General features: G+C 72.2%; 12 protein-coding genes. 7 read left to right on the top strand and 5 right to left on the bottom strand.

The genetic code is table 11. The features are described 5' to 3' along the window. Nucleotides 1-9 precede the first annotated feature (9 nt). A complete protein-coding gene (locus tag ABZ911_RS09985) occupies nt 10-1,185 on the top strand; it encodes a pyridoxal phosphate-dependent aminotransferase (protein ID WP_358053953.1) in 1,176 nt (391 codons plus the stop codon). Here the strand turns inward: ABZ911_RS09985 and ABZ911_RS09980 are convergent. Next, complete coding sequence (locus ABZ911_RS09980; protein WP_358053952.1) at nt 1,182-2,126, bottom strand: LysR substrate-binding domain-containing protein; 945 nt, start codon at nt 2,124-2,126, stop codon at nt 1,182-1,184. The genes ABZ911_RS09985 and ABZ911_RS09980 overlap by 4 nt on opposite strands. 96 nt (nt 2,127-2,222) lie before the next feature. On the opposite strand from ABZ911_RS09980, the gene ABZ911_RS09975 reads away from it, so the two are divergent. Both ABZ911_RS09975 and ABZ911_RS09970 read left to right on the top strand, forming a co-directional pair. Further along, a complete protein-coding gene (locus tag ABZ911_RS09975) occupies nt 2,223-2,774 on the top strand; it encodes a peroxiredoxin (RefSeq protein WP_358053950.1) in 552 nt (183 codons plus the stop codon). Then, the gene (locus tag ABZ911_RS09970; protein WP_358053948.1) at nt 2,771-3,307 is read left to right on the top strand and encodes a carboxymuconolactone decarboxylase family protein; all 537 of its coding nucleotides are present in this window, start codon (nt 2,771-2,773) and stop codon (nt 3,305-3,307) included. The genes ABZ911_RS09975 and ABZ911_RS09970 overlap by 4 nt, the downstream gene beginning before the upstream one ends. Nucleotides 3,308-3,363: 56 nt before the next feature. Here the strand turns inward: ABZ911_RS09970 and ABZ911_RS09965 are convergent, their stop codons facing one another. After that, a complete protein-coding gene (locus ABZ911_RS09965) occupies nt 3,364-4,872 on the bottom strand; it encodes an MDR family MFS transporter (RefSeq protein ID WP_358053946.1) in 1,509 nt (502 codons plus the stop codon). 81 nt (nt 4,873-4,953) lie between these two features. On the opposite strand from ABZ911_RS09965, the gene ABZ911_RS09960 reads away from it, so the two are divergent. From ABZ911_RS09960 to ABZ911_RS09945, 4 genes are all read left to right on the top strand, one after another. Further along, a complete protein-coding gene (locus tag ABZ911_RS09960; RefSeq protein WP_358053944.1) occupies nt 4,954-5,517 on the top strand; it encodes a TetR family transcriptional regulator in 564 nt (187 codons plus the stop codon). Between the two features lie 135 nt (nt 5,518-5,652). Continuing rightward, a complete protein-coding gene (gene arcC / locus ABZ911_RS09955) occupies nt 5,653-6,561 on the top strand; it encodes a carbamate kinase (RefSeq protein WP_358053942.1) in 909 nt (302 codons plus the stop codon). Further along, entirely contained in the window at nt 6,562-7,653 is a 1,092-nt protein-coding gene (locus ABZ911_RS09950; RefSeq protein ID WP_358053940.1) for a ring-opening amidohydrolase, read from the top strand. Nucleotides 7,654-7,705: 52 nt separating this feature from the next. Next, the gene (locus tag ABZ911_RS09945) at nt 7,706-8,242 is read left to right on the top strand and encodes an SseB family protein (RefSeq protein ID WP_358053938.1); all 537 of its coding nucleotides are present in this window, start codon (nt 7,706-7,708) and stop codon (nt 8,240-8,242) included. On the opposite strand, the gene ABZ911_RS09940 is transcribed toward ABZ911_RS09945, so the two are convergent. From ABZ911_RS09940 to ABZ911_RS09930, 3 genes are read right to left on the bottom strand one after another with little or no spacing between them, the layout of a single operon-like run. Next, on the bottom strand, nt 8,239-8,826 hold the full coding sequence (locus ABZ911_RS09940; protein WP_358053936.1) for a TetR/AcrR family transcriptional regulator: 588 nt from the start codon (nt 8,824-8,826) through the stop codon (nt 8,239-8,241). The genes ABZ911_RS09945 and ABZ911_RS09940 overlap by 4 nt on opposite strands. Nucleotides 8,827-8,835: 9 nt before the next feature. Then, the gene (locus ABZ911_RS09935; protein WP_358053934.1) at nt 8,836-11,136 is read right to left on the bottom strand and encodes a PEP/pyruvate-binding domain-containing protein; all 2,301 of its coding nucleotides are present in this window, start codon (nt 11,134-11,136) and stop codon (nt 8,836-8,838) included. Beyond that, entirely contained in the window at nt 11,133-12,509 is a 1,377-nt protein-coding gene (locus tag ABZ911_RS09930; protein ID WP_358053932.1) for an MFS transporter, read from the bottom strand. The genes ABZ911_RS09935 and ABZ911_RS09930 overlap by 4 nt, the downstream gene beginning before the upstream one ends. Nucleotides 12,510-12,551 lie beyond the last annotated feature (42 nt).

The following is a 12,551-nucleotide window of genomic DNA, read 5'->3' as shown; positions in this document are numbered from 1 at the left end:
GCTGGACCCGTGAGCGACCCCCTTGTTTCCCGAATGCGCGAGTTCGGCACGACGATCTTCGCCGAGATGAGCGCGCTTGCCGTCCGCACCGGCTCCATCAACCTGGGCCAGGGCTTCCCCGACACCGACGGGCCCGACTCCATGCTGGAGCGGGCGGTCGAGGCGATCAGGTCGGGCGCCAACCAGTACCCTCCGGGCCCGGGGACACCCGAGCTGCGCCAGGCGGTCGCCGAGCACCGCGAGCGGCACTACGGCCTCGGCTACGACCCCGACGGCGAGATCCTCGTGACCGTCGGCGCGACCGAGGCGATCGCCGCGAGCGTGCTCGCGCTCTGCGAGCCGGGCGACGAGGTGATCGCCTTCGAGCCCTACTACGACTCCTACGCCGCCTCCATCGCGCTGGCCGGGGCCCGCCTGTCGGCGGTGACGCTGCGCCCGGTGGACGGCCGCTTCACCTTCGACCCCGCCGAGCTGCGGGCCGCCGTCACCCCGCGCACCCGGGCCATCCTCGTCAACTCCCCGCACAACCCCACCGGCACCGTCTTCACCCGCGCGGAACTGGCCGAGATCGCCGCGCTCTGCCAGGACCACGACCTGACCGCGATCACCGACGAGGTCTACGAGCACCTCACCTTCGACGGCGTCGAGCACGTGCCGCTGGCCACGCTGCCGGGCATGCGCGAGCGGACCGTGATGATCTCCTCGGCGGGCAAGACGTTCTCCGTCACCGGCTGGAAGACCGGCTGGATCTGCGCCCCGCCGCGGCACGTCAAGGCCGTGCAGACGGTCAAGCAGTTCCTCACCTTCACCGCCGCGGCGCCCTGGCAGCTCGCCGTGGCCCACGGCCTGCGCCACGAACTGGACTGGGTGGCCGCGCTCAGGGACTCGCTGCAGGCCAAGCGCGACCGGCTGATGGGCGGCCTGGCAGCCGCCGGATTCGAGGTGCTCAAGCCGTCCGGCACTTACTTCGTGCAGACCGACATCCGCCCGCTCGGCTTCACCGACGGCCTGGAGCTTACCCGGCGGCTGCCGGAGCTGGCGGGCGTCGTGGCCATCCCCACGCAGGTGTTCTACGACCACGCCGAGCGCGGCAGCCACTTCGTCAGGTTCGCCTTCTGCAAGAAGGACGAGGTGATCGACGAGGCGGCCGACCGGCTGAAGCGCCTGTCGGCGGGCGAGGCTTAGGCGACCACCTTCACCGGCAGCCGCCTCGCCCGCACCGCGCCGCGCACCGCCTTGGCGAGCTGCGCGTACTCCGCCGCGCGCGCGGACGACCCCCGGTAGGCCAGCCCGATGGTACGGCCGGGCGCGGGCGCGGCGAACCTGCGCAGCGCCAGCCGCGCCCTCCTGCCCGTTTCCACCGGCACCGCCGACTCGGGCAGCAGCGTCACCCCCAGCCCGCCCGCCACGAGCTGCACCAGCGTCGGCAGGCTGGTGGCGTAGGTCGTGGCGGTGGCCCGCGCGCCCACCTCGCGGCACACGTCTATGGCCTGCTCGCGCAGGCAGTGCCCCTGGTTGAGCAGCACGATGTCGAGCCCCTTGAGCGCGTCCCGCCCGATCGGCGTGTCGTCCCCGGCCAGCGGATGGTCGGCGGGCACGGCCAGCAGGAAGTCCTCGTCGTACAGCGGCTCCTCCACCAGGCCGCCCACCTCCGTCGGCAGGGCCAGCAGCACCAGGTCGAGGCGCCCCTCGCGGACCTCCTCCACGATCGTCTCGGTCTTGGCCTCGTGCACGGTCAGCCGCAGGTGCGGGAAGCGCCGGGCGAACATCGGCAGCAGCGCGGGCAGCACGTACGGCGCGACGGTCGGGATGACGCCCAGGTGCGCGGGACCGCTGAACGGCTCCCGCGACTGCGCCACCTCGCCCATCAGCCCGTCCACCGCCGCCAGGACCCGGGTGGCGTGCTCGGCGACCCGCTCGCCCGCGGGCGTGAGCAGCACCTTGCGGGTGGTGCGCTCCAGCAGTTGGGTGTCCAGGATCTCCTCCAGGGCGGAGACCGCGCCGGACAGCGCGGGCTGGCTCATCCGGATCGAGGTGGCCGCCTCCCGGAAGTGCAGGTGCTCGGCCACCGCGAGGAAGGCCCGCAGCTGGGCGAGGGTGGGGGTGGGCTCACTGATAGGAATCACCTCTCAGATTGGTACGACTACTCGATTTCTCGGATCAATACTAGATAAGGCAAGGTGAGAGGCAGACAACGACGTCCTTCAGAAGGAGACACGGACTTGCTCACCGTCGGTGACAGCTTCCCCGAATACGAACTGACCGCCTGTGTCGCGCTCGACGCGGACAAGGCGTTCGAAGAGATCAACCACAAGACGTATGAGGGCAAGTGGCGGGTGGTGTTCTTCTGGCCGAAGGACTTCACTTTCGTCTGCCCGACCGAGATCGCCGAGTTCGGCCGCCTCAACGAGGACTTCGCCGACCGTGACGCCCAGGTGCTCGGCGTCTCCATCGACTCCGAGTTCGTCCACCACGCGTGGCGCAAGGACCACCCGGACCTGCGCGACCTGCCGTTCCCGATGCTGAGCGACATCAAGCGCGAGCTGTCCTCGGCGCTCGGCGTCCTCGGCTCCGACGGCGTCGCCCAGCGCGCCACCTTCATCGTGGACCCGAACAACGAGATCCAGTTCTCGATGGTGACCGCCGGTTCGGTCGGCCGCAACGTCAAGGAGGTCCTGCGAGTCCTCGACGCGCTGCAGTCCGACGAGCTGTGCCCGTGCAACTGGAACAAGGGCGAGGCCACCCTGGATGCCCAGAAGCTGCTCGCGCAGTGAGCGTCGCCAACCTGAAGGCCGCTCTGCCCGACTACGCCAAGGACACCAAGCTCAACCTGGGCTCGGTCACGACCACCTCGTCGCTGACCGAGCAGCAGCTCTGGGGCACGGTGCTGGCGTGCGCGCTGGCCACCCGGTCGGCGCGGGTCATCGCGGAGCTGTCGGAGGACGCGGGCGACAACCTGTCGGCCGAGGCGTTCACCGCAGCCAAGGCGGCCGCGTCGATCATGGCGATGAACAACGTCTACTACCGCGCGACGCACCTCATCGGCGACGAGACCTACGCCACGATGCCGGCCAAGCTGCGCATGCAGGTGATCGGCAACCCCGGCGTGGACAAGGTCGACTTCGAGCTGTGGTGCCTGGCGGTGTCGGCGGTCAACGGCTGCGGGCGCTGCCTGGAGTCGCACGAGCAGGTGCTGCGCGCGTCGGGCATGCCCCGCGAGCAGATCCAGGAGGCGATCAGGATCGCCGCGGTGGTCAACGCCACCGCCGCGACCCTGGAGGCCGAGGCCGCGCTCGTCACGGTCTGACCTGCCGTACCGAACGAAGAAGAGGCCCGGAGGAATCCGGGCCTCTTTGCTGTGCGCTACTTGGCGCTGCGCAGGGGGAGTTCCTTCAGGGCCAGTGCGGCGAGGGCGGCGAGCACCGCGATGGGCACGCCGACCAGGAACACGGTGTGGATCGCCCGGGTGAACGCCTCCAGGATCACGTCCATGACCGGGGCGGGCAGGTGCCGGATCGCGTCGGGGGAGCCGAGCGTCATGCCCGCGCCGCCGCCGGACAGCGGCAGGTGCGCGGCCTTGGCCAGCGCGGCCAGCTCGGTGGAGAGGCGGCCGGTGAGGATCGCGCCGAAGGCGGCCACGCCGACGGCGCCGCCCAGCGAGCGGAAGAACGACACGCCGGAGGTGCCGGCGGCCAGGTCGCCGCGGGTGACGGCGTTCTGCGCGGCCAGGATGAGGATCTGCATGCTGGCGCCGAGCCCGATGCCGAGCACCGCGACGTCCACGCCCACGATCACCAGCGAGGAGTCCACCTCCAGGCGCGACAGCATGAACAGCCCGACCGCGACCAGCACCATGCCGGCGACGGGGAAGGCCTTCCAGCGGCCGGTCCTGGTGACCAGGCCGCCGACCAGGATCGAGGAGAGGAGCATGCCGACGACCATGGGCAGCGTCATCAGGCCCGAGCCGGTCGGGCTCATCCCCTTGACGATCTGCAGGTACTGCGGCAGGAACATCAGCGCGCCGAACATCGCCGCGCCCACCAGCAGCGAGGAGAGCGAGGTGAGGACGAAGGTGCGGTTGGCGAACAGCCTCGGCGGCAGGATCGGGTCGGCCGCCCTGCGCTCGGCCAGCGTCGCCAGGCCGGCCAGCGCCACGGTGAGCAGGCCCAGGCCGTACGTCCAGGGGGAGTTCCAGGCGAATTCGTGGCCGCCGAGCGACAGCAGCAGCATCACCGAGGTGGCCGCGCCGGTGATGAAGGTGGCCCCCCACCAGTCGACCTTGGACTCGCGCCGGGTGAACGGCAGCTTGAGCACCTTCTGGATGACGGCGAAGGCCACCAGCGCCAGCGGCACGCTCACCCAGAACGTCCAGCGCCACGACAGGTTGTCCACGATGAATCCGCCGAGCAGCGGGCCGGCCACGGTGGAGACGCCGAAGACGGCGCCGATGTAGCCGGAGTAGCGGCCGCGCTCGCGGGGTTCGACGATGTCGCCGAGGATGATCTGCGGGAGGGCGGCCAGCCCGCCCGCCCCGATGCCCTGGACGGCGCGGGCGGCGATCAACTGCCCCATGTCCTGGGAGAACCCCGCCGCGAGGGACGACAGCGCGAACAACGCCAGCGAGAGCTGGAACATCAGCTTGCGGCCGTGCAGGTCGGACAGCTTGCCCCAGAGCGGCGTCGAGGCGGTCATGGTGAGCAGCGAGGCGCTGGCCACCCAGGCGAGCTGTTCCTGACCTCCGAGCGTGCCCACGATGGTCGGCAGCGCCGTCCCGACGACCGACATCGCGATCATCGAGGTCAGCATTCCGAGCATCAGCCCCGCGAGGACCTCCAGGACCTGCTTGTGAGTGAAGCGTTGTGCCTGGAGCACAAATCCCCCTAATTTGCATGTACGGTACAGGTAAAGTTAGTAGACGCTTGTTTACCGGTCAAATCTGGAAGGATGCGAGAGGTGGACGAGGGACGGCACCGCGACAGGGAAGGCACCTGCCTGCGCATACTCGAGGCCGCGCGCCGCCTGTTCGCCGAACTCGGCTACGACCAGGTGACGATGCGGCTGCTCGCGGCGGAGGCGGGCGTCAACGTCGCGCTCATCAACCGCTACTTCGGGTCCAAGCACGAGCTGTTCGCCAAGGTCCTCGCCCAGCAGGGCAGCTTCCCCGGCGTGCTCGGCGGCGGCGAGGAGGAGGGGCTGCCCAGGCTGCTGGCCGAATACGTGGCCGACCGGCTCAGATCGGCCGCCGGCAGCCCGGTCGTGGCCACCATCGCCCGCTCCTCCTCCAGCCCCGAGGTCCACGAGATCATGCGCGAACGGATCCGCGGCGCGATCATGGGACCGCTGCAGGCCAGGCTCACCGGCTCCGACGACACCGACACCCGCCTGCGGGCCGCCGTCGCCACCGCCCTCATCGTCGGCGTCGCCCAGCTCCGCAACGTCTTCGGCCCCATGGACGACCTCCCGCGCGAGGCCGTCGTCGAACGCCTCACCGAGGTCTTCACCGCCTGCCTGCGCTGAGACCGCCAGAGGTCTTTTCCGCCTGCCTGTGCTGTGACCCCCAACCGCAAATGGGCAGCAACCGCCCCATATGCGGCCGTTCGTCGGCAGACATTGCCCATGAAGCGCCGATATCGGCTGGGTAGCGTCGCGACCGTGGGTGAACGGGTACTGATCGCGCTCGGCGGAAACGCCATGACCGGCCCCGACGGCAGCGCCTCCGCCGAGGACCAGCGGACCGCCGTCGAGGAGGCGATGCGGCACGTCCGCGCCATCCTGGACGCCGGGCACCAGGTGATCCTCACCCACGGCAACGGCCCGCAGGTGGGCAACCTGCTGCTGAAGAACCAACTGGCCGCCGGGGTGGTGCCGCCGGTGCCGCTCGACTGGTGCGGCGCGCAGACCCAGGCCACCATCGGCACGCTCATCCTCAACGCGCTCGGCGGCAGGACCGCCACCGTGGTCACCCGCACCCTCGTCGACGCCGGCGACCAGGGCTTCCAGGACCCGGTCAAGCCCATCGGCCGCTACTTCGGCGAGGCCGAGGCGCGCACCTTCGAGAAGCTCGGCCAGCACTGGCGGCGCTTCGACCAGGGCTGGCGCCGGGTCGTCGCCTCGCCGGAGCCGCTGGAGATCCTCGACGCGGACGCGGTGAACACGCTGATGGCGGACGGCTTCACGGTCGTCGCCGCGGGCGGCGGCGGAGTCCCCGTCGTACGGCGGGCCGACGGCGGGCTGTCCGGGGTCGAGGCGGTCATCGACAAGGACCTGGCGGCGGCGGTGCTCGCGCGGGCCGTACACGCCTCCGTGCTGATCATCGCGACGAACGTGCCGAACGCCGTGATCGGGTTCGGCGGTCCCGACCCCAGGCCGATCGGCAGGATCTCCTCGGGAGAACTGCGTGTCCTGCACGCCGCCGGGCACTTCGCAGGGGGCAGCATGGGGCCCAAGGTGGAGGCGGCGCTGCGGTTCGTCGCGGACGGCGGCTCCCGGGCGGCGATCACCTCGCTGGCCGGGATCACCCAGGCCATGGCAGGAAATGCCGGTACGAGAGTGGAGAGATAGATGCCGGAACCGATCGAAGTGCGCAAGGTCGCCATCGAGAGCGTCACCGACGCCTCAGGGCTGGAGCAGCTCATCGACGACGGGGTGATCGAGGCGCACCGGGTGCTCGCGGTGATCGGCAAGACCGAGGGCAACGGAGGGGTCAACGACTACACCCGCATCCTGGCCGACCGCGCCTTCCGCGAGGTGCTGGCCGCCAAGGGCCACCCCGCGCCGGACAGCGTGCCGCTGGTCTGGTCGGGGGGCACCGACGGCGTGCTCAGCCCGCACGCCACCGTCTTCGCGACCACCGCGAACGCCGAGCCGTCGGACGAGCCGAGGGTCAGCGTGGGCGTGGCGATGAGCGAGGTCATCCTGCCCGAGGACATCGGCAGGCCCGCCATGGTGCGGAAGGTCGCCGCGGGCGTGCGCGAGGCGATGAAGATCGCGGGCATCGAGGACCCCGCCGACGTCCACTACGTGCAGACCAAGACGCCGCTGCTCACCCTGGCCACCATCACCGACGCCAAGAGCAGGGGCCAGGACACAGCCATCGAGGAGACCGGCCCCTCGATGGACCTGTCGAACTCCACCACCGCGCTCGGCGTCGCCGTCGCCCTCGGCGAGATCGAGATGCCGTCCGCCGAGCAGATCCACAAGGACCTGTCGCTGTACTCCTCCGTCGCCTCCTGCTCCAGCGGCGTCGAACTGGACCGCGCGCAGATCGTCGTGGTCGGCAACGTCCGGGGGATCGGCGGGCGCTACCGGGTCGGCCACTCGGTGATGAAGGACGCCCTGGACGCCGACGGCATCTGGGCGGCCATCCGCTCGGCGGGCCTCGACCTGCCCGAGCGCCCGCACCCGAGCGACCTGGGCGGGCGGCTGGTGAACGTCTTCATGAAGTGCGAAGCCGACCCGTCCGGGCGGGTACGCGGCCGGCGCAACATCATGCTCGACGACTCCGACGTGCAGTGGCACCGCCAGATCAAGGCCGCGGTCGGCGGTGTCGCCGCCTCGGTCACCGGCGATCCCGCGGTCTTCGTCTCGGTGGCGGCCGTGCACCAGGGCCCCTCGGGAGGCGGCCCGGTCGCCGCGATCGCCGACCTGGGCTGACGGCGGCGCCGGACGGGAGACCCGAGGGCCGCGGCCGGTAGGCTCGGAGGCTGTGCCGAGCATTCCGCAACCTCTGGTCCCCGACGACGACGGCGGCGCCGACGCGAACGTCGCCGCCGCCCTGTCCGCCTACGCCGCCGGTACGGCCGACGCCACCGCCGTGATGTCGGCGCTGAGCGGCGCCAGGCTGCTGGTGCCCGTCGTCGCCCTGCTCACCGAGTCCGAGATCGGCGAGCACGGGGTCAAGCAGGAGAAGGAGAGCGAGATGGCGCTCCCCAAGCTCGTCGGCAAGGACGGCCGCGAGGCGGTGCTCGCCTTCACCGGCACCGACGCGCTCACCCGCTGGCGCCCCGACGCCCGCCCTATCCAGGCGACCATGCCGCAGGTGTGCCAGGCGGCGGTCGGCGAGAAGACCGCCGCCGTGGTGGTGGACGTGGCCGGGCCGGTGCCGTTCGTCATCGAGGGCCCGCTGCTCGAGGTCATGGCCGCCGTCGAGTCCGGCACGCTGGACCAGGTGAAGGGCGCGACCGTCGCCCGCCTGGCGCCCGCCGCCGCCAAGCGCCGCTGGTTCTCCCGCCGCGCCCGCTAGGGGATGAACAGCGGCACGATCACCTCGTCCACGATCTCGACGATCACACTGTCGGGGATGGGCACCCCGTTGAACAGGAAGTGCTGGCGCAGCAGCGCCTGACCGGCCTCCAGGCGGCGCGCGGTGACGGCGCCCGCGTCCATCTCGCCGCGCTCGATCGCGCGGCGGGCGATCTCCCGCATCACCTTCATGCTGTGGCCCTGGGAGTGGCGGCGCAGATCGGCCGTGCGGGTCTGGTCGCTGAGCGCGTCGCTGAGCAGCCCGCGCATCGCCTCGCCCGCCGGGCCCGCCAGGAGTTCGGCGTTGTTCCGGAGCAGGGCGAGCAGGTCACCGCGCAGGCTGCCGGTGTCGGGCGGCGCGCTGGGGTCGGGCATCACGTGGTAGACGGCGTCCATCGCCAGCTCCATCCGGCTGGGCCAGCGGCGGTACAGCGACGCCTTGCTGGCGCCGGCCCGCTCGGCGACGCGCTCCATGGTCAGTTTGGCGTAGCCGACCTCGGCCAGTTCGTCGAGGGCGGCCTGGAAGATGGCGGCGTTGAGCGCCTCGCCTCGGCGCCGGGGGAGCTTGCGGTGGTCGGTGACCATGACCAGATCCTACGAATCGCCGGAGGTCACCAGGCCGGCGTCGCCGTCCACGGTCACCGTCTGGCCGTGGGCGAGCACGGACGTGCCGTCGGCCGTCCCCATGACGGCGGGGATGCCGTACTCCCTGGCCACGATCGCGGCGTGCGAGGCGATGCCGCCCGAGTCGACCACGACGGCCGCCGCGCGCTGGAACAGCGGCGTCCACGACGGGTTGGTGTACGGGCAGACGAGCACGTCGCCGGCGGCGAGCTTGCCGAAGTCGGCCGGTTCGCGGATGATCGCGACCGGTCCGGTGGCGGTGCCGCCTCCGGCCGGGGCGCCCGAGACCAGCGCGTCGCCGGTCGCACGCGACGGGAAGACCAGCTTGGGGTCGATGAGCCTGACTCCGGCCAGCTCCGCGCGCCTGGCCGACCGGTCGCGCACGATCTGGCGCAGCCGTTCGCCGGGCAGCCGGTCGACGTCCTCGACGCCCTCCAGCTCTTCGAGCCGCAGATGGAACACCTCCTCGGGCTCGGCCAGCACCCCCGCGTCGTGCAGGCGGCGGCCGATCTCCAGCAGCGACCGGCGCAGCAGCGGTAGCGGCTTGGTGAAGTAGAAGTGGCTGTCCTCGCGGAAGGCGAGCCCCGCGCGGGCCGCCCGTACCAGGGGGTCGAACCGGGGGCCGAGGGACGGCTCGGCCGGATGGCCGCCGCGCGGCTCGCTGACCAGCAGCCTGACCAGGTCGAGGACGGTGCCGGGGGACTCGCCCCAGGTGGGTGAGGTGACCAGGATCGGGCTGGCGGTCTCACGGTGGCCGTACTCGCGCAGGAAGTCCTGGAAGGCGGTGTGGAACTCGGGGAACTCGGCCACCCGCTCGGCGGCGAGGGCGTCCTTGAGCTCGGGGTTCTCGCGCACCAGGGCGGCCAGCGACTCCAGAGCGCGGTTGGTGTCCTGGGTGCGGGTGGGCGCGCCCATGAGCAGGTCGCCGAGCAGCGCGCCGCGCCCGCGCAGCTTCAGCGCCACCAGCAGCCGCAGCATCGCCAGGCCCGTGCGCGGCAGATAGGAGATGCGCAGGTCGGCGATGGGCCGCACCAGGTGGAGCGCCCGGCGTGGGACGCGGACCAGCTCCGCCCACGGCAGCGCCGCCAGGTCCACCTCCTCCAGCTCGCGCACGGCGGCCAGGAAGGCGGTGAAGCGCGGGTCCTCGGTCCACCGTGCGGGGTCGTGCCGGCGGGCCATCCGCGCCAGCCGGAACGGCGTCCGCAATATGCCGGGCGTGGGGTGCGGGGAGGGCGGGACGAGCCGGTCGACCACGCCGTCCACCTCCGGCAGGAAACCGTCGAAGGCGCTGCCGATGCCGTAGTACTCGGTCACCTTGGCCATCAGGCCCGCCGGGCCGTACGGCACCCACGTCGACATGTCCATCGGGTAGGGGCGGTAGGGGATGTACTCCAGGAGGATGGAGCCCAGTTTGCGCTGGGCGGGGCCGAGGCGGATCGGCGGTGGCGGGAGGGCGGTCATCGGGCGGGCCTGGACCAGCCAGGTACGGCCGTGCGCGCGGGCCCACTCGATGTCCTGCGGGCGGCCGAAGTGGCGGGCCACCTCGGTACCCAGCCGGGCCAGCTCGGTCAGCGCGTCGTCGGGCAGCAGGAGGCCGGCCCCGGTGTCGCCCGCCTGGCGGGTGAGGCCGCCGCCGGCCGTACCCCTGATGACGACCTCGCGGCGGCCGCGGGTGCGCTCGCGGACCCGGCCGGAGGTGTCGAGCACGTAGTGGTCGGGGGTGACCAGGCCGGAGACGACCGCCTCGCCCAGCCCGGCGCCCGCGTCGACGACGATCCGGTCGCGGGCGCCGGAGACCGGGTCGGCGGTGAACATGACCCCGGCGGTCTCGGCCTCGACCATGCGCTGCACGACCACGGCGATGCGCACCTCGTCCTCGCCGATGCCGAGCCTGTGGCGGTAGGCGACGGCCCGCTCCGTGCGCAGCGAGGCCCAGCAGCGGCGTACCGCGTCGATCAGGTCCGGCTCGCCGACGATGTTGAGGTAGGTGTCCTGCTGGCCGGCGAACGCCGCCCCCGGCAGGTCCTCGGCGGTCGCGCTCGACCGCACCGCGACGGGCCCGCCGCCGAGCTCGCGGTAGGCGCCGGCGATCCGCTCGCGCAACTCCTCGGGTACGGTCTCCGCCGCCGGATCGTAGGCCGCGGTGGTGACGACGAAGCCGTCCGGCACCGGGAACCCGGCCCTGACGAGCTCTCCCAGATTGGCCCCCTTGCCGCCCGCGAGGGCGAGGTCGGTCCTGCCGAAGGCGCGCAGGGGTTCGACGAGCGTCATGTCCTGTCCTCCACGTGTGAAGTGGTACGAAGGGGGCGGGCGGGCAGCGCGACCGCCAGGCCGAACGCGACGGCCAGCAGCGGTGCCATGATCCCGAACACCAGGGGGATCGCCTCGGCGAAGGCCGTCGCGGGCGTGTCCGCGCCGGCCAGCCGCCAGGTGATCAGGGCGCCGGCGACGGCCACCCCGGTCGAGGCGCCGATCTGGCGCAGGAACGTCACCGCCGAGGTGGCGGCGCCGAGGTCCGGGTAGGCGACCGCGTTCTGCGCGGCCAGCACCATGACCTGCATGACGAGCCCGACACCGAGCCCGACCAGCAGCACCAGGCCGCCGAGCGCGGGCGCCCCGCCGCTCGCGCCGACGAGCGCCAGGAGCGTCAGACCGGCGGCGGCGAGCGCCGTGCCGGCCACCGGGTACGGCTTGTAGACGCCGGTCCTGGTGATGAGCCGCCCGGAGATCACCGTGGTCAGCAGCACGCCCGCCATCAGCGCGGTCAGCACCAGGCCCGCGCGGGTGGCCGAGGCGCCCATGGCGACCTGCAGGAACGCCGGAAGGTAGGTCACCGTGCCGAACAGCGAGAAGCCGATGAGGAAGCTGATCGCCACCGGGATGGCGAAGGCCGGGTCGCGGAACAGGCGCAGCGGCAGCACCGGGTCGGCCGCCCGCCCGGCGCTCACCAGCCACGCCACGGCCGCCGCGAAGGCGAGCGCGAGGTAGGCCGGGTGCCGCGTCTGGCCGAGCAGCACCACGCCGACGACCGCGACGGCCAGGCTGATCGCGCCCGCGTAGTCGATCGGCGGGCGGGCGCCGCCCGGCCTGGGCAGGCGCAGGGTGAGCGTGAGCAGGACGAAGGCGAGCAGGCCGAGCGGCGGGTAGATCGCGAAGATCCACCGCCAGCTTCCCCGGTCGATGAGGAATCCGCCGAGCAGCGGGCCGCCGACGGCGGCGACGACGTACGCGGAGCCGATCAGGCCCAGGTATCGGCCGCGTTCGCGGGGGCTGACGATCTCGCCGATGATCGCCTGGGCGCCGATCATCAGGCCGCCGCCGCCCATGCCCTGCAGGGCCCGGAAGGTGATGAGCTGCGGCAGGGAGGTGGCCAGGGCGCAGAGGACGGCGCCGGTGACGAAGACGGCGATCGCCGCCTGCATGACCGGTTTGCGGCCGAACCTGTCGCCGAGCTTGCCGTACACGGGCATGACCACCGTCGCGGCGGCCAGGTAGGCGGTGACGACGGCGGGCATCGCGTCCAGCCCGCCGAGGTCCCCGGCCACCGCGGGGAGGGCCGGAGCCATGATCGTCTGGTCCAGTGCGCCGAGCAGCATGGCCAGCACCAGCCCCGGCAGGACGAGGGCGATCGGGGGTCGCTCCACACCGCCTCCTTAGAGAACGATTCGTTCTCTAAGGAGGCTACT

Origin of the sequence: Nonomuraea sp. NPDC046570 (assembly GCF_040645915.1) — a bacterium.
In the GTDB taxonomy this organism is placed as follows: domain Bacteria; phylum Actinomycetota; class Actinomycetes; order Streptosporangiales; family Streptosporangiaceae; genus Nonomuraea.
This window is presented reverse-complemented; position numbering and strand designations above follow the sequence as displayed.

Bases quoted from the DNA above. Each gene is read 5' to 3' on its own strand.
- ABZ911_RS09935 (WP_358053934.1), bottom strand. From the start codon at position 11,136: ATGACGCTCGTCGAACCCCTGCGCGCCTTCGGCAGGACCGACCTCGCC.
- ABZ911_RS09940 (WP_358053936.1), bottom strand. From the start codon at position 8,826: ATGGTCACCGACCACCGCAAGCTCCCCCGGCGCCGAGGCGAGGCGCTC.
- ABZ911_RS09950 (WP_358053940.1), top strand. From the start codon at position 6,562: ATGCCGGAACCGATCGAAGTGCGCAAGGTCGCCATCGAGAGCGTCACC.